This is a genomic window from Pseudomonas sp. NFACC04-2, from assembly GCF_900119265.1.
In the GTDB taxonomy this organism is placed as follows: domain Bacteria; phylum Pseudomonadota; class Gammaproteobacteria; order Pseudomonadales; family Pseudomonadaceae; genus Aquipseudomonas; species Aquipseudomonas fluorescens_AA.
This window is the reverse complement of record NZ_FPJC01000006.1, coordinates 236,952-251,467: the sequence shown is the minus strand read 5'-3', so window position 1 is coordinate 251,467 and position 14,516 is coordinate 236,952. Positions and strand designations below refer to the sequence as shown.

The 14,516-nt window shown below is 55.1% G+C and carries 21 protein-coding genes and 1 tRNA gene; 17 read left to right on the top strand and 5 right to left on the bottom strand.

Translation table 11 applies throughout. The annotated features are described in order from the left end of the window. Positions 1-131 precede the first annotated feature (131 nt). Positions 132-1,415 carry an NAD(P)/FAD-dependent oxidoreductase gene (locus BT125_RS11560; RefSeq protein WP_072407017.1) on the bottom strand — a complete coding sequence of 428 codons (1,284 nt, stop codon included), beginning with the start codon at positions 1,413-1,415 and terminating at the stop codon, positions 132-134. Between the two features lie 182 nt (positions 1,416-1,597). Between BT125_RS11560 and BT125_RS11555 the strand changes: the two genes are divergently transcribed. From BT125_RS11555 to BT125_RS11540, 4 genes are all read left to right on the top strand, one after another. Continuing rightward, positions 1,598-1,674: transfer RNA gene (locus tag BT125_RS11555), tRNA-Val, on the top strand. A gap of 132 nt (positions 1,675-1,806) precedes the next feature. After that, complete coding sequence (locus tag BT125_RS11550) at positions 1,807-2,130, top strand: DUF2388 domain-containing protein (protein WP_072407015.1); 324 nt, start codon at positions 1,807-1,809, stop codon at positions 2,128-2,130. Positions 2,131-2,333: 203 nt separating this feature from the next. After that, on the top strand, positions 2,334-2,606 hold the full coding sequence (locus tag BT125_RS11545) for a hypothetical protein (protein ID WP_072407013.1): 273 nt from the start codon (positions 2,334-2,336) through the stop codon (positions 2,604-2,606). A 266-nt stretch (positions 2,607-2,872) separates the two neighbouring features. Then, positions 2,873-3,154, top strand: a complete 282-nt coding sequence (locus BT125_RS11540) for a hypothetical protein (protein ID WP_072407074.1) — start codon at positions 2,873-2,875, stop codon at positions 3,152-3,154. 11 nt (positions 3,155-3,165) lie between these two features. Here BT125_RS11540 and BT125_RS11535 read toward each other — a convergent pair whose 3' ends face one another. Beyond that, positions 3,166-3,369 (bottom strand): hypothetical protein, encoded by a 204-nt coding sequence (locus BT125_RS11535; RefSeq protein ID WP_139271714.1) that lies wholly within the window; start codon positions 3,367-3,369, stop codon positions 3,166-3,168. A gap of 591 nt (positions 3,370-3,960) precedes the next feature. Here BT125_RS11535 and BT125_RS30020 point away from each other — a divergent pair. From BT125_RS30020 to BT125_RS11480, 10 genes are all read left to right on the top strand, one after another. Beyond that, positions 3,961-4,167: a phage regulatory CII family protein gene (locus BT125_RS30020; protein ID WP_315984994.1), complete on the top strand. Its 207-nt coding sequence runs from the start codon at positions 3,961-3,963 to the stop codon at positions 4,165-4,167. A 598-nt stretch (positions 4,168-4,765) separates the two neighbouring features. After that, positions 4,766-5,410 (top strand): hypothetical protein, encoded by a 645-nt coding sequence (locus BT125_RS11525; protein WP_072407009.1) that lies wholly within the window; start codon positions 4,766-4,768, stop codon positions 5,408-5,410. A 50-nt stretch (positions 5,411-5,460) separates the two neighbouring features. Beyond that, complete coding sequence (locus BT125_RS11520; protein WP_072407007.1) at positions 5,461-5,661, top strand: hypothetical protein; 201 nt, start codon at positions 5,461-5,463, stop codon at positions 5,659-5,661. A gap of 22 nt (positions 5,662-5,683) precedes the next feature. Next, a complete protein-coding gene (locus tag BT125_RS11515; protein WP_072407005.1) occupies positions 5,684-5,968 on the top strand; it encodes a hypothetical protein in 285 nt (94 codons plus the stop codon). A 244-nt stretch (positions 5,969-6,212) separates the two neighbouring features. After that, positions 6,213-6,737 (top strand): hypothetical protein, encoded by a 525-nt coding sequence (locus tag BT125_RS11510; RefSeq protein ID WP_072407003.1) that lies wholly within the window; start codon positions 6,213-6,215, stop codon positions 6,735-6,737. A gap of 284 nt (positions 6,738-7,021) precedes the next feature. After that, complete coding sequence (locus BT125_RS11505) at positions 7,022-7,486, top strand: hypothetical protein (protein WP_256573758.1); 465 nt, start codon at positions 7,022-7,024, stop codon at positions 7,484-7,486. 194 nt (positions 7,487-7,680) lie between these two features. After that, positions 7,681-8,553 carry a hypothetical protein gene (locus BT125_RS11500; RefSeq protein WP_170866826.1) on the top strand — a complete coding sequence of 291 codons (873 nt, stop codon included), beginning with the start codon at positions 7,681-7,683 and terminating at the stop codon, positions 8,551-8,553. Positions 8,554-8,892: 339 nt separating this feature from the next. Continuing rightward, positions 8,893-9,504, top strand: a complete 612-nt coding sequence (locus BT125_RS11490) for a hypothetical protein (protein ID WP_072406997.1) — start codon at positions 8,893-8,895, stop codon at positions 9,502-9,504. 106 nt (positions 9,505-9,610) lie between these two features. After that, on the top strand, positions 9,611-10,117 hold the full coding sequence (locus BT125_RS11485; RefSeq protein WP_072406996.1) for a P-loop nucleotide/nucleoside kinase family protein: 507 nt from the start codon (positions 9,611-9,613) through the stop codon (positions 10,115-10,117). Between the two features lie 157 nt (positions 10,118-10,274). Next, on the top strand, positions 10,275-10,487 hold the full coding sequence (locus BT125_RS11480; protein WP_072406994.1) for a hypothetical protein: 213 nt from the start codon (positions 10,275-10,277) through the stop codon (positions 10,485-10,487). A gap of 89 nt (positions 10,488-10,576) precedes the next feature. On the opposite strand, the gene BT125_RS11475 is transcribed toward BT125_RS11480, so the two are convergent. Then, positions 10,577-11,515, bottom strand: a complete 939-nt coding sequence (locus BT125_RS11475; protein WP_072406993.1) for a LysR substrate-binding domain-containing protein — start codon at positions 11,513-11,515, stop codon at positions 10,577-10,579. A 105-nt stretch (positions 11,516-11,620) separates the two neighbouring features. Here BT125_RS11475 and BT125_RS11470 point away from each other — a divergent pair, with 105 nt between their 5' ends. After that, a complete protein-coding gene (locus BT125_RS11470) occupies positions 11,621-12,070 on the top strand; it encodes a PACE efflux transporter (protein WP_072406992.1) in 450 nt (149 codons plus the stop codon). A 102-nt stretch (positions 12,071-12,172) separates the two neighbouring features. On the opposite strand, the gene BT125_RS11465 is transcribed toward BT125_RS11470, so the two are convergent. Then, complete coding sequence (locus tag BT125_RS11465; RefSeq protein WP_072406990.1) at positions 12,173-12,601, bottom strand: DUF2628 domain-containing protein; 429 nt, start codon at positions 12,599-12,601, stop codon at positions 12,173-12,175. Between the two features lie 221 nt (positions 12,602-12,822). Next, positions 12,823-13,251: an HD domain-containing protein gene (locus BT125_RS11460; RefSeq protein WP_072406988.1), complete on the bottom strand. Its 429-nt coding sequence runs from the start codon at positions 13,249-13,251 to the stop codon at positions 12,823-12,825. 203 nt (positions 13,252-13,454) lie between these two features. Between BT125_RS11460 and BT125_RS11455 the strand changes: the two genes are divergently transcribed. Further along, complete coding sequence (locus tag BT125_RS11455; RefSeq protein ID WP_072406986.1) at positions 13,455-14,165, top strand: AzlC family ABC transporter permease; 711 nt, start codon at positions 13,455-13,457, stop codon at positions 14,163-14,165. Next, on the top strand, positions 14,162-14,470 hold the full coding sequence (locus tag BT125_RS11450) for an AzlD family protein (protein ID WP_072406984.1): 309 nt from the start codon (positions 14,162-14,164) through the stop codon (positions 14,468-14,470). Before BT125_RS11455 ends, BT125_RS11450 begins: the two co-directional genes overlap by 4 nt. The last annotated feature ends 46 nt before the right edge of the window (positions 14,471-14,516 follow it).

The following is a 14,516-nucleotide window of genomic DNA, read 5'->3' as shown; positions in this document are numbered from 1 at the left end:
CCCTGGTCGAAAGACCGGGGTTTTTTGTTTTTGGAATAACGATATTGGAACAAGTCCGTGGCGAGGGAGCTTGCTGTGGCGAGAGGATTTATCCCCGCAGGGCTGCGAAGCAGCCCTTATTGTTGGCAGCTTCAGAACCCCAATTTATCCCGCAACCCGTAATACCAAGCCCCCATCGCCGCAAACGGCGTGCGCAATAGCTGCCCACCAGGGAAAGGGTAGTGAGGCAGGTCCGCAAACGCATCAAAACGCTCAGCCTGACCACGCAGCGCCTCGGCCAGGACCTTGCCCGCCAGGTGCGTATACGTCACGCCATGGCCACTGCAGCCTTGGGAATAATAAATGTTATCCCCCAGGCGCCCGACCTGCGGAAGACGCGACAGCGTCAGCAGGAAGTTTCCGGTCCAGGCGTAATCAATCTTCACGTCCTTGAGCTGCGGGAATGCCTTGAGCATCTTCGGCCGAATGATCGCCTCGATATTCGCCGGATCCCTCGCGCCATACACCACGCCACCCCCGAAGATCAGGCGCTTGTCGCCCGTCAGTCGGTAGTAGTCGAGCAGGTAGTTGCAGTCTTCGACGCAATAATCCTGGGGCAGCAGGCTATGAGCCAACTCATCGCCCAACGGCTCGGTGGCGATCACCTGGGTACCGCAAGGCATGGACTTGGCCGCCAGTTCCGGCACCAGATTGCCCAGGTAGGCATTGCCCGCCACGATAATGAACTTGGCCCTGACCTTGCCTTGTGGCGTATGCACAACCGGGCTGGCGCCACGCTCGATGCGCACCGCCGGCGACTGTTCATAAATCACTCCGCCAAGGGACTCCACCGCCGCCGCTTCGCCCAATGCCAGGTTGAGCGGATGAATATGCCCACCGCTCATGTCCAGCATGCCGCCCACATACTCCTCGCAAGCCACCACCTCGCGAATACGCCGCTGATCCAGCAGCTCCAGCTGGGTATGACCGAAACGCTCCCATAAGCGCTTCTGCGACTCCAGATGGCCCATCTGTTTAGCGGTGAGGGCGGCGAACACACCGCCGTCCTTCAAATCACATTGAATCTGATACTTTGCCACCCGCTCACGAATGATCCGCCCACCCTCAAACGCCATATTGCCCAGCAACTGCGCCTGCTGAGGACCGACGCTACGCTCGATCACATCGATGTCGCGGCTATAACTGTTGACGATCTGCCCGCCGTTACGACCCGAAGCCCCAAAGCCCACCTTCGCCGCCTCAAGCACAGTGACCTTGAAGCCGTTCTCCAGCAAAAACAGCGCAGAAGACAGCCCGGTGTAACCGGCCCCGATCACGCACACATCAGTCTCGACGTCGTCCTGCAGGGCCGGGCGCGCCGGAACCGGGTTGGCCGATGCGGCGTAATAAGACGCTGGATAGGAAGTGTTCGCCATTCTGCAACCTCTGTTTTATATTTTTTACGAATGCAGCGATCCTACCCGAGATAAAAATCGGCCGCCAGCCACCTCCGAATCTTCGTGGCATCGACGAAATTAAATATTTTGCATATTCATAGGGTTAGGTGAAAAAAGGTATTGACACCCCTTTGGAATTCCGTAGAATGCCGCCTCACAGCAGGCACGTAGCTCAGTTGGTTAGAGCACCACCTTGACATGGTGGGGGTCGTTGGTTCGAGTCCAATCGCGCCTACCAAACAAAATCCGCTCTGCTGGGCGGTCTAGAAGGGCTCACCGAAAGGTGGGCCCTTTTTTGTTGGCGTTTGGAAAGGCTTTAGAAAAACGACCACCGAAATCAACCCTTTGATCACAGTGGAAGTATCAAAGTATGGGCTCATGGAAGACCTTGGTAATCGCAGTCACGGTATCGATCAGCGCTCAAGCTGATGCGGAAAATCGGGGCTCGTATCAAAATTCGATGATGACGATAACGTTGGCTCCAACCATCCTCCTTTCGGGGACTACGGGGCTTTCTATGCTGGCTGCGAAAAAATTCAAGCCTGCCAAGGCCGATGCGCTTGCGTTCATTGGCTCAGGCGGCGAGATTCGCGGTGCTCAGTTTGAGCAAGCAGTACGCTATTACCGTACGACCTACAGACCGGCGCTGATGACTGATCAGCAGCTCGCCTTAGCAATCGTAACTTCGTATTGAGCCGGGATTTCCACATCTCTTTCACAGCCACACTGCGGGGCTTTTTTGCAGTTGCAGACTGCTTTATAGCAGCTGTGTGCGGGAGACTTTCGAGTCTGCCGGTTCGCTTTCATTCCCGGTTCGCCAACCCGCGCACAGCTGCCGCCCTTTCGTTTGGCGACGTTTGAGTGGTAGTCCTTATCAATTGAATGAAGGTACTACTCATGACCCGATGCATGCCCATCACCGGCATCGACTGCATCCCCGCAACCCTGCTCATCGACACCGAAGCGCCTCTGGACGTCCTTTTCGAAACCGCCGATTACCGTATCCGCACAGTGACCCAAGTCTTGGAGAATATCGCGTTCCGCTCGGACATCAGCTCAGACACGGTGGTGTTGACTGACTTTTGTAAATTGCTCACCACATCGTTACGCGATGGTTGTGATGTTATGGATGTAATTGGAAGACGATTGCGGGTGCAGGCGGCGGAATAATGAGGGCGGGCAACTTATAAGCTGCCTGTTTCATAAGAGGAAAGTGGGGGCAGACTACGCTTACGAGACGGTCCGATTACAAGTGAGCTCAAATCGTGGTCTGTCCCATCCCCGTTTTCATCAATTTTGTCCGTTATTACATCGTCGATGATACTCACAGGCGCACTTGTCCTTGCCGCGATAGCGGTAGACCTTGAATGGGGGAGAGTTAAGGGAGCGGAGGCAACCAGCTATGATTTATGTGAATCGATTACGCGGTGGCGCAGATGCTCAACGAGACCGATACGGTAGGACACACTTTTAAGCGGGCCTTTTTCCGCGTCGATGGCGTGACGATGTACTTTTTCTGGGCAATATGGGCGGGGTTTTTGATTTGGGCTCTGTTTGACCCGGCCAAACCAGGTGCTGAAGCGTTGGCCTTGTTCATGGTTGGCATGCTGAACCCATTTCTTTACATTTTTCTGGGTGTGATGCGCTCACCCGGCCTTTTAACAGCGCTGGTTCTGATTTTCCTTAACGTTAGGTTCCTATGGGCCTTTATCTATTGAAGGGGGAGTGATTACGGGTAGTTCTGGCTGATGCGCTTGGCGATGGCTTCGAGCTGTTCGTCTATGCCGTACATGTCATTGTTGTCACGGCGGGACACCACGGCCGCGCGGTGGACGTTGCGACCGCTCAGAATCCAGGTGACCAGCAGGATCAGCCAGGCCTTGGCCTTACGGCGAATCAAATGCGTTGCGTCGCCGGGCAAGTCTAGGGACACACCACGATTATGCAGGCTCCACCGAGCTCGGTCCTTCAAGCAGCTGTGTCCTGTTCGCTCGTTGCCTTGATTCACGGCAAATTGACGCTACGTATTTTTTGCGAAGCTTAGAAAGGTTGCGCGGTAGACGCTCCGCAACCGTCTTCTTATTTCACATCGAAATCAATTTGCGAGCCAAGTAAGTTATTTCAAATCGTGGTCTGTCCCTGAGGAATCTTCTCCAAATAGCTGGCTTCTTTGTAAGTCATCGCAATCTGCTCATCGCCGATCTCTACGATGTCGACCAAGCCGAGGAGGGCGAGCAGGTCGTATCCCTCAGCCCTAGCGATCTCCTCATCTTCTAAGTCCTTGTCGGCGAGCTGATTCGCGAGGTCTTGCGCCTCCTTGTGTGTCTCGAACAGCTCAATTCCTTGTGGGGCCCGTATCTGGAGTGATCGCAGTAGATAATTGTGTCAGGCCGCCCAGAGGTCGCCAGGTAATCTGCGTAGCTATGCCGTGTGGGTGTTCTGGTCCGCGACGGATGACCCAGGGCGCACATTTTCGCCTTGGGCGCGACGCTCCGCCACGACAACCACGAAGAGGTTTCCCGAAATGGAACAGGTACATCGCGAGGCGGTTCTTGAGGCGGGGCCGAAACAATTGGCTCACCTTATGGGGATGAATCACACCGCATCGCTCAATCGAGTCAACCGGAACGACGACTCCCATCGGCTGAATGTCGAGCAGTTTCTGCAAATCCTGGGTGCATATCCCGCCCTTTACTCTCCGATCACTTCCCCTTCCTCAACCATCTTATGAGCTGCTGTACGCTGAGTTTCCGTCGACATAACGCGGCCGACGAGAGGAATTTAGAGAGATGGGGGTAGCGAAAAACCTATACATAAATTATATTTTGTACAGGTTTTGGTCGGAATGTTAGAAAATGACACCCCTTGAAAAGCTCATCTCCTGGCACGAAAAATGGGCCCTTCAGAATCAGATCGTGAAATGCAAAAGCTGCGGCATGGAACAGTCCGAGGTGGACAGAAATCTCATGTTTAGCCATGAGTCGGGCTGTCCAAATGCGAGGTTCGGCGCTGAGCCATGGCAGGCTTTAGATGAGGTGAGAGATGCCTATTGGATCCCTCCGCAAGCTGCATCAGATGATCAGGACGTCACTCCATCGTCACCAGAACAGCCAGGGCCATCCTTATGAATACCTCGCTCTCGCTCTGATCGAGCGTCGCCAGGGCGGCCCTGACGTTTGCTGCGACCACACCAAAGCTGTTTGACTCCCGGTGAGCCAACAAGCCATCATCTATTCATCCTGTCATTCCTGCGCATTGGAGTGCACAAAAAAAGCCCGGCCATAGTGTCGGGTTTTTTTTGGATTTATCGAGTACATAAGGACATGGTCATGCGGGTTGTCGCTTTCGTAACTTTTTTTGCTGCAGCCCTTACTGGTTGCTCTGGAATACCTTCAGTTCCATACGAAGAGCCTGCTCAATCAGAGGGATTGGCGCGTGTTCGCGTTATCACGAATTCCAGTGTGTATGGCGATAGCGTCGTAGGCGGTTGCGCTCCCGCTACCCGTCATAAGATGGCTGAAGCCGGACGTTTCGGGCGGGACGGGACGGCGAACATCAACTATCCGCAGCACCCCCTGAAGTCGACGACCATTGACATGCCGAAAAGAGTTTCGCCCACTCTTACTCAGTACATCCCTGCTATTCGGATGGGCGAAGGGGTGTATAAAGAGGTCGTAACCGAGTATCGCGTCAGGGCTGATCTGCCATTCCAGATTGCGACCCTTGGCGCGACTATCGGTAGCTATGGCAGCACTTACTCATCCTGCGGTGGCCAGGCGCTCGTTTACACGCTGGAACCAGGAAAAGACTACGAAGCTTTGGCAGGGGTGGGTAGCATGCCAAACAATGAGGGCGGGCAAGCGCTTCTTTGTATATTGGGGGTTTTCGAACTCGCCACTTTACCTGGCACGCCAATTGTAATTCCCAAAAAGCTGACGCCTGCTGCGCCTCCGCAGGTGGTCTGCAAGAACTAACAAGCACAGCCCGCCATTGACCGGGTTTTGCCTCTAATCAGAAGAACCGCATGACGAAACAGTCATCAGCCTCCAAAACGGCAACTGCGGCTGATATCGAGAGATCGATCCTGGCCCTCAATAAAATGGCTGAGCGTCTTTGGGGGGATGGTCGTGAAGCTGAAGCAAAAGCGCTTCTGGACGCCTTGGATGCGCTAAATCGCGCGCTCGATCGCATCAGGATCGGGGAGAGCCGCAGGGTTCTTCATTGAAACGATAAGATAAGGATGTCTCATGTACAAAATGGCAATGACGTTTTTGGCGGCGGTCACACTGGCTGGCTGCGCCTATCAGAAATCCCAATACGTTCTCGATGTCGAAAATGCACCCATTCCAACCGAACCGGCAGCAGTGGCCACTGAGTGCGCGCGCATTTACAGTGAAATCGACCGAAACAACCAAGCCATGGCTCGCAGCTACCAAGACGGCAGCTTCACCATGAAGGCTCAGCACGAAAAGGACGCACGTAACGAGGCGCTGTCTATCAGGCGATTCAAGATTGGTTGCCCTCAGCGATGATAGATGGGCCTGCTGTGCTTAGGAGGTGTCGAAGGGGTTGCTCGATTTCTTGTCCGCGCTTTTTGACGAGCCCGGTGAGATCCAGCCATACGAAAGGCCCCGAAGGGTTTTCTCAAGAAGATTCGTTGCTTTCTGCTGTTGGTCGCTGTGTTCGAGTTAATAGCACTGAACGAGTTCTATGGCGTTCGTGGATAAGGCTGGTGAGTGAATGGCTGCGTGCCCAGGCTGCGATAGAAGATTACGGATGACATCACTTGGCTCCAACGAGGTTTTCATCATCCGGCCGAAGATCGGCATCGGTCGTTTGCTCTTTGTCCCACTGCTTCGCCAGGCACCCTGGGGCATCACGGCAGTTTTTTGTATCAGCTTATCGACCGGGCTGTCGTTACCTGGGAGGCAATGGCCGGGCATCCTCCTCGCAAGCCTTGTTGTGATGTGGTGGGCATATCAACTGGGCAGAGATATCAGCGAGCGTGCTTCACTGACTGTGGAATCGTCTGGTGTGGCTTTCCTCGGACGGTATCGGCTAACGAAACGTACACCGCTGCGAATAGTGCTCAAGCCCGACGGCCACATGGCTGTTTTTCGCACGTCCTACAGCAATTATGTCGAGTATGAAAACGGGCGCTTGTCAATCGCTCGCCGTGTCGTCGGAATAAAAGTCACTCAACAGAAACAGCTCGCCTGTGAGCTAGCCGCGTTTCTGGGCGTAATTGCATACGTCGATGATGGCTCTGGACGACTGAAGAGGTTAGCCGGCCAACGGTGAGGTTTCCAGCGCAACCAAGTAAACGAAACCCTGTTCAAGACCCGTTCCGTGCATTGCGTGCCAACGCCTATAAGCCAGCGCGCTGTGAATGATAACCTGCGAGTTCTTCTATAAATGATATTGGTTCAGTTATGAAAAGCTGTTCGAGGACGCTCGGAGCTAATCTCGCTAACAGTATAGTGATCCCCGCCGCCTGGGTATCGGGGCTTGCGACGATAGGACTCTTGTGGGGCCTGGTACGGTTTTGGCCCGATCAGCTTACAGTCGAAGGACGTCAGCTCTTCGTGGTTTCCTGTTCTATTTTTTGCTTCGCCATAGGGTACTTGATATGGCGCAAGAGACGAGCAAAAGCACTTGTCGCATCCATCAACCTGAAAGAAGGTCTGAGCCTTGACGATAGTCAGATGCTCGGCTATCCAAACCCCGTATTTTTTGTCTTTGACCTCTCCAGCAAGAAACTCGCTCAATGCCAAAGCGTCACCGGCGACTATCAAATTCAAGACTTCACGTGGGTAACAGGCTGGCAGTTTGAGTGGCTACGGATTGACAGCCGAGTGTCGGGCGGGGTTATGCAAATAGTCGATGGGGCTGGCAGGAGCGTTCCAGCCGACGAGCTTCGGCGTAGATTCATAAAGTTCTCGCTGGTTTTGACGGTTGCCGATACAAGTCATCCTCCCTTCCGTTTTCCAATGAACCGCAGCGCCGCTGAAGGTTGGTGTACCCGGTGCAATGTGCTTTTCAAGTGCTAAACGCGAAGCACCAGAAGAGAATTATCTTTAGAGCTTGCAGCAGCGCTGATGCTAACGGAATGAATGCAGGCGCCCATTGATACGCATAAGATTTGCGACAGATTAAAAAGCGCAAGGTCGCTATCCCGTTCTCTGATAGCGTGGCGGGAAAGGGTCATGGATGGGGACCGCTAATGGGCAAACTAGGAGCGCTAATGCCGTACAACTACACGAACGGTCGCTACCTGGTCTTCAAAGGCAGAGGCAGCGATGGGGCGCCTTTGGGCCGGATTCATCAGGACGGAAAAGTTCGAAATCTCCTGGGTGAGCCGCTGTACTACATAGACGTGGAGGAACTTGCGTTCTTTTCGGTCGATTTTATCTTCCAGGGCAATATACAAAAATGTCGCGGCACGTTTTGTGTGCTCAGCGACAAAACGCTTTTCACATTTTCCGAGATGAAGGTTAAGCCACTGGGAAACGAGACCGAGGAGCAGGCGCTTCACAGGGAGTTCAAAAGGAGGGCGCTAAGTTTGGCAGGGCAGATCGTCCAGGCGAAAAATGAGATGGTGCAGGCACGCTTGGATATGGTCTGGTCCAATTTAAACCCTTTGCGCCGTTTCCGTGCTTTCTTCACCAGCCGAGCCCGCAGGGAGCGAGCGTCGTTAGGGTGGCGTTACAGTGAGTTAGATCATGAGTTCAAATCGAAGGCTTTCCCCATCCCCTCATCGTCACTCGCGACAATGGTCTTGCGGGCTGCGGATGCAAGGGAAACGCGGTCAGACCACGACTATGAGACGGTCCGATTACGCGTGAACTCAAATCGCGGTCTGTGCCCAGCTTTCTGGTTTCCGCCGATCGAGGTGGGTTGTATGGCGGCACTTGCAGCAATCCCTCGTCGTAACTCACGCCGGGAAAGCATCCAATCAATTTATACCCCGCGTTTTTGCCCGGACACTCGCCAAATGGGTCGGAACTTATATGAGAAAAGTAATTTTGGCATTCTCGCTGGCCACACTGGCAGCCTGCATGCCTTATCGATCAGTGACTTCGCCAGATCCAAATTGGATGCGTTGGGGTGGAGATGAGCCTGAAGGCTATCCAAGGACGTTTGTTGAAAACCTGAGCGGCAATTGCTCTTTGGTTACCGAGTCGTGGTCTGATGGAAGAATCAACGGTCGTCTTCTGTGGACCAAGAAGCAGTCTCGAAAGGCCGTTACCTGCCCCTAGGCGCTTGTGAGTAGGCTGACTTCACGGCGGGAAGAAACAACCGCGATGATGAGGCGGACTAATTACAGTGAACTCAAAATCAGGCTCTGTCCCGGTTTCCGGGGCAATATTTGATCGTTCTTGCGCGGCGCCCACTGCCTATTTCCGATACTCTTCCACGCCTGCTTCAGGGAACCCAAGCAATTCAAGGAAGAGTCATGAACAGGACGCTCTGTACCGCGCTGAGCCTTTCGATTATTGCGTCATCGGCCGGGTGCGCCACAAAACCTGCGAAGGAACCGTTCAAAGCCCCCCAGATTTACGGTTATACCTTGAACCAGCCGCTTTCCAGCGATGAGTTCAAGGCGCTATCCGCTACCGGAAGAGAGTCGCTTACGGGTTCCAAGGTCTACAAACGCGTCGATGACCAAGGCGATACCTACGAGGTCGTTCTCGATCATCAGGTGCGCCCAGATTCCATTAGGAAAACGAGTCGTGCTTTTGCAAGTCAGCCTGAATGTGAGGCTGAGTTCAAGGTGCAGGTCGCCCAGTTGGAGCAGCTCCTTGCCAGTCACGAAAGCCGTACGCCAGTGCCGGGTGATCGTTATGTCGGCTTGTACGCTACGAAGTGCAATTTCAATCGGTACGATCAATCCCCAACCTATCGTTATGCCCTGAACCTGTCCGAGAGCGTTCTCGTTCCTCCGTCGAAGCAAGGCCTGGGCGATAAGATCCACGATGCCTACGGGGCCTTCGGGATGACGGTATTCGTCATCGCCCTGTTGCCGTTTGTGCTGGTTGGTTTGGCTGTTGATAAGATCACTGATTGAGTTCGTTCGGTCTTGGTTTTGTGGGTAGGGGAGTAGCCCGCGATTTTGAGGCCACTTGGAAAAACGGCTGCCTACAATGGATAGCTCACTCACCGAAGGACATGGAATGCTCATCGTCTTCAGCGGCCTGCCCGGCACCGGAAAAACGACTATTGCCCATGATCTCGCCGAGACAACAGGCGCCATGTACCTGCGGATCGATACGATTGAGCAGGCGATTCGGAGCTCGGGCGCTCTTGCGCAAGATGTGGGGCGCAGTGGTTACATGGTTGCCAATGAGCTTGCCCTGAGTAATCTTCGTTTGGGCCGCAGGGTCATCGTTGATTGTGTCAATCCCGTCCTCGAAAGCCGAATCGCGTGGAGCGAAGTCGCCTCACGGGCGGGTAGTCGGTTGGCAAACATCCAAGTGATTTGCTCCGATATACATGAACATCGGCGCAGGGTCGAAACACGGAGGGGCGATATTCCTGGGCTGAAGCTACCCACCTGGCAGTCTGTACTGGATCATGAATATGAGCCGTGGGATGAAATTCCCTATTGTATAGACACAGCCCTGATCTCTCCGGTGCAAGCAGTCTCGATGATCATCGACCGGTTCCTGCCCGATAAATAGTGCAAATCGAGGGACAGACCCCTGCCGGCCGTGAGCATCGCCTCGTAATGAATTTACCGGCGGTCCGACCCTTTGGAATTACTGCCGCCCGGGGGACTCCATTTCTCGAGGAATATGTATTTCTCAATAGCGGTGAGCACCGCCCGAGGTAAATGGAATGACGTCGTTCGAAGAATTCAGGGCCACATCCCATGAGCTTCTCAAAGAGCTGGATGCCGCAACGATAAAAATGATGATGCTGGTTTCTGCGAAAGAGGTCTCCGGTCCTTCTTGGGAGGATGCGACCCAGCGCCATCATGATGCTGTGGATGCTTGGCATTCCTTTCTCAATATTCCTACGAATTTTGCCGCGAATCCGCCTCTTCCCTGATCGCGCTCAAGGGAGGGAACGGATCGAGCTTCGTTGTTCTTCTGCGCAGAAGGGGCCACAAGATAAGCTATCCTCGTACGGCCACAGATTCAGGGGATAAGTTTCCCTTCCTGGTCCGGGGTGAGGCTGGCAGGAGCATCCGGTTTTGCGATGCTCCGCCCCAACAACCACTCACTAAACGCCCGCACTTCCACTTGCCGCTCCCGCCCCGGCACGCACACCACCGTATACCGCGCACCCGCCAAGCGAACCTCGGGGCGATAATCAACCAGCTCCCCACGCGCAACCGCCTCAGCAACCAGCACATTGCTGGCGAGCACCAACCCGTGCCCGGCGATCGCCGCTTGCAGGGCATGCTGTTCTTCGTCATAGCGCCGCAAACGCGCGCGCTCCAGCCAGCCGAGGGTACCGGCCTTGGCGCACCATGCAGGCCAGTCGATTGCGACGTTTGCGCTGCTCAGCCATGGCACGTCGATCAGTTCAACAGGCGAGCCCGCCGCGGGTGGTTGCCAACCGGGGCGGCAATAAACACCAAAGTGCTCATCCAATAAGGGCTGCTCGAACAGCTGTGGATCCGGCCTGAACAGGGCGCGGATCGCCAGGTCGATGCTGGCGTCTCGTCGCAGGTCCACCACGTCGTTGCTACTGTGCAGCCTCACGTCGATCTCCGGGTGCAACCGATGAAAGTCCCCGAGCCGAGGTATCAGCCACAGGCTGGCGAACGCCGGCGTTGTGCTCACCACCAGGGACTGCGCGGCACACGTTGGTGACAGTATCTGCAGGCCCTGCTGGATATCGAGCAGGGCGCGGTGCATATAAGGGTGAAGGCGCTCGCCGTCTGCGCTCAGGCGCACGTTTTGGCTGGAGCGATCGAACAGGCGCACGCCAAGGAAGGCTTCAAGGCTTTTGACTTGGTGGGAGATCGCCGCCGGGCTGACGTTCAGTTCCTGAGCCGCCGCCTTGAAGCTGCCCAGCCGTGCGGCGGACTCGAAGCCGCGCAAGGCGGTGAGGGGCAGTTTGGCGAACATAGGCGGGTAGGTTACTCAGGTTGAGCGTGGCTCAATTTAGCTCAATTGTGCGCGGGTGCTCAACTTGCCAGGCTGTGGTCTTCCACCCGGCTCAGGAGCCCACCGATGCAAGGCACATCCCGTAAAATCCTCCAGGCCATCCTCTACGAAGCCGGCGGTGTGCTGTTCGTGGCCCCGGCGCTCGCGCTGACCTACGAACAAGAGATGGGGTATTCAACCCTGCTGTCGTTGGTGATTTCTGCCGTGGCGCTGACCTGGAACATGCTTTTCAACGGCCTGTTCGAGTGGTGGGAGCGCCGCCAACCCAGCCGCCGTCGCAACTGGAAGCGACGACTGCTTCACTCCCTGGGATTTGAAGGCGGCTTGACGTTGATCCTCACTCCGGTGATTGGCGCATGGTTGGGCATCAGCCTGTGGCTGGCGCTGGTGACCAACCTGGGGTTGTTCGTGTTTTTCTTTTTTTACGCGCTGGTTTTTCAATGGGTGTTCGATCGAGTGTTCGATGTTCCGCTTTCGGCGCAGCCCGCAGCCAATGCGATGACTGGGCAGGACTGATTTGAGGTCTGTAGGCTTGGCTATCCAAATTCCCACGACTCAGAAACAACAAGCCCGCACACTCATGACAAGGTGCGGGCTGCTGATGAGCCGAGCCTGCAATCAGAGACGCATGCCTTTGAACGGGTTCCAGCCTTGCTCGCCCTTCACTTCTTTGAGGTAGTACGCGTAGTTGGCCATGAGTGCGTACATCATCGACATGGCGATGCTCAGGCCTGTACTCAAGGGACGGGGAAACTCCATGCCGATGAGTGCGAAAATCACGCTCAATGCGATATTGATCGCCAGGAAAATACCCAGCAGGGCCAGGTTTTTCTTCCAGAGGCCCAGGACGAACAAGTAGATAGGGCCGAAGAAAAACGCAATCACGTTGGCGTTGATGAGGATTTTCTTCTTGACGCCAGGCAGCGTCTTGACGGCTTCCTTGTAGCGCGGGTCGTTTGGCGCACCGTAGGTATCGAAGAAGTCGAAGCGTTCCTGCCATTTGGCGCTGTATTTGCCCGTGCTTTGTACTTGTTCAGTCGTGCTCATTTTCAAGGCTCCTGTTTTCCATAAATAGTTGTCTTTCTTCCAAGAAATCCTGTGCTCTGGTTTTAGAGCATTGGTTGCTTTGGTTTTGTCGAAGATTCGAGCGAGTCGTCTGGGGCGTTTATTTTGCCGCTTTATGACCGTTGATGTGGAACATTCCGCATTGGCAGCTTGAGCGGTCGCTTGGTCTGTGACGCGCTTCACTCTATTTGTTTCAATGGCACCTACTGCTGCAAGGCCGTCAGGTAGTCAGTCGCCTTGCGGTACTTTTCAATTCGATCCAAGTCTTTCTGACTTGGCTCGCTTATGCGGGATAAATCGCTGTTTTCCGCAAGGTCAGCCAGCTTCACTCGGCGCGCGATCGGGTCGTATGCAGCCCGCTCGATAAAGGCCTGGTAAGTCTCGCCTTCGCGCTTGGTGAGCGCGTCAATTGCGCCCAGGACCGCTTCGCTGAAGCCTTCATTGCGCAGGTCGGCGAGGGTTGTCGCAGTGTCTTCGACCACGTCGTGCAGCACCGCCACGATGCGCTCTTCGTCATAGGCCAGGCGCAGCATGACCTTCAGGGGGTGCAAAACGTAAGGGGCGCCGCCCTTATCCACTTGCCCTTCATGGGCCAGGGCGGCAATCGATATCGCTTTTTCAAGGGTGCTCATGGTATTCACCTATGACGGAGTGGCAGTTTGAATGACGCCCATTTTGAATCGGGAAATGGGGCACGGTACGCGCCCGTCGCGGGTTTTACGACGGATAGGATTCGCCGGTTGATAGGTGCAGGTCCGCCGAGAAGTTTTCGACATGAAGATTCAGCTTCATACTCCCCGCTTTTACACCATGGATAACCAGAAGAGGCGATGTTTTGTCGAGCGAACAACCCCATTTGCATGAGCTAAAGCTGAAGCACATTTACGACGGTTTCAAGCAACTGATTCCCATCTCTCTTTTTGTCGTCGTGTTCGGCGTTGCTTTCGGCCTCGCGGCTGCGCAAACGGGCTTGAGCGATACGTCAGCCGTGCTCATGAGCACCTTGGTTTTCGCCGGCGCTTCTCAATTTGCCGCGTTGGATCTGTGGGGGCAGCAAGTACCGGTCGTTCCGCTGATGATTACCGTCTTCGCCATCAACGCCCGGCACTTGTTGATGGGCGCGACGCTTTACCCGTGGCTGCGGGAGTTGCCCGTTGCCAAACGCTACGGTGTGATGCTGGTTGTCTCGGACGCCAACTGGGCCATGGCGATGCAGGCGTTCAGTCAGGGCAAGCCGGGGCTGGGGATTTTATTTGGCGGCGGCATTGCACTGTGGGTCACTTGGATCCTGGGGAGTTGGCTGGGGCTTCATTTTGGCAGCGCTATCGAGAACCCGGTCAGTTTTGGGCTCGATATGGTGATGGGCTGTTTCTTGTTGGCGATGGTCGTGGGCGGGAAAAAGAACCTGCGCATGCTCATCATCTGGACCGTGGCGGCCTGCTCATCGCTGTTGGCCTATTGGTATTTACCGGCTAACAGTCATGTCGTGGTGGGGGCTTTGGCGGGAGGCATCCTGGGAGCACTGTGGATGGAGAAAACACAATGAATATTGAAACGGCGGGGTATGGCACCTTGCTGGTCGTATTGATAATGGCCGCGGTGACATTGGCGACTCGGTGGGGCGGTGTCTTTGTGATGTCGTTCGTGCCGATCAACTATCGGGTGCAGCAGTTCATCACGGCCATGTCGGGCTCGGTGTTGGTGGCAGTGCTGGCTCCGCTGGCCGTCAAAGGGGATGACGGCGCGCGCTGGGCGCTGCTGATCACGGCAATCGTCATGTTGATTCTTAAAAAACCGCTGCCGGCGATCGCCGCCGGCATATTTGCAGCGGCTTTAGCCAGGCAGTTCTGAACCGCCAAGTCGCCCGCGCACAAGCGGGCGACGGAGCCCCATCAAC

Excerpts from the sequence above, each read along its gene's own strand:
- BT125_RS11560 (WP_072407017.1), bottom strand. The coding sequence starts at position 1,415 with ATGGCGAACACTTCCTATCCAGCGTCTTATTACGCCGCATCGGCCAAC.
- BT125_RS11550 (WP_072407015.1), top strand. The coding sequence starts at position 1,807 with ATGGGCTCATGGAAGACCTTGGTAATCGCAGTCACGGTATCGATCAGC.
- BT125_RS11545 (WP_072407013.1), top strand. The coding sequence starts at position 2,334 with ATGACCCGATGCATGCCCATCACCGGCATCGACTGCATCCCCGCAACC.
- BT125_RS11540 (WP_072407074.1), top strand. The coding sequence starts at position 2,873 with ATGCTCAACGAGACCGATACGGTAGGACACACTTTTAAGCGGGCCTTT.
- BT125_RS30020 (WP_315984994.1), top strand. The coding sequence starts at position 3,961 with ATGGAACAGGTACATCGCGAGGCGGTTCTTGAGGCGGGGCCGAAACAA.
- BT125_RS11525 (WP_072407009.1), top strand. The coding sequence starts at position 4,766 with ATGCGGGTTGTCGCTTTCGTAACTTTTTTTGCTGCAGCCCTTACTGGT.
- BT125_RS11520 (WP_072407007.1), top strand. The coding sequence starts at position 5,461 with ATGACGAAACAGTCATCAGCCTCCAAAACGGCAACTGCGGCTGATATC.
- BT125_RS11515 (WP_072407005.1), top strand. The coding sequence starts at position 5,684 with ATGTACAAAATGGCAATGACGTTTTTGGCGGCGGTCACACTGGCTGGC.
- BT125_RS11510 (WP_072407003.1), top strand. The coding sequence starts at position 6,213 with ATGACATCACTTGGCTCCAACGAGGTTTTCATCATCCGGCCGAAGATC.
- BT125_RS11500 (WP_170866826.1), top strand. The coding sequence starts at position 7,681 with ATGCCGTACAACTACACGAACGGTCGCTACCTGGTCTTCAAAGGCAGA.
- BT125_RS11490 (WP_072406997.1), top strand. The coding sequence starts at position 8,893 with ATGAACAGGACGCTCTGTACCGCGCTGAGCCTTTCGATTATTGCGTCA.
- BT125_RS11485 (WP_072406996.1), top strand. The coding sequence starts at position 9,611 with ATGCTCATCGTCTTCAGCGGCCTGCCCGGCACCGGAAAAACGACTATT.
- BT125_RS11480 (WP_072406994.1), top strand. The coding sequence starts at position 10,275 with ATGACGTCGTTCGAAGAATTCAGGGCCACATCCCATGAGCTTCTCAAA.
- BT125_RS11475 (WP_072406993.1), bottom strand. The coding sequence starts at position 11,515 with ATGTTCGCCAAACTGCCCCTCACCGCCTTGCGCGGCTTCGAGTCCGCC.
- BT125_RS11470 (WP_072406992.1), top strand. The coding sequence starts at position 11,621 with ATGCAAGGCACATCCCGTAAAATCCTCCAGGCCATCCTCTACGAAGCC.
- BT125_RS11465 (WP_072406990.1), bottom strand. The coding sequence starts at position 12,601 with ATGAGCACGACTGAACAAGTACAAAGCACGGGCAAATACAGCGCCAAA.
- BT125_RS11460 (WP_072406988.1), bottom strand. The coding sequence starts at position 13,251 with ATGAGCACCCTTGAAAAAGCGATATCGATTGCCGCCCTGGCCCATGAA.
- BT125_RS11450 (WP_072406984.1), top strand. The coding sequence starts at position 14,162 with ATGAATATTGAAACGGCGGGGTATGGCACCTTGCTGGTCGTATTGATA.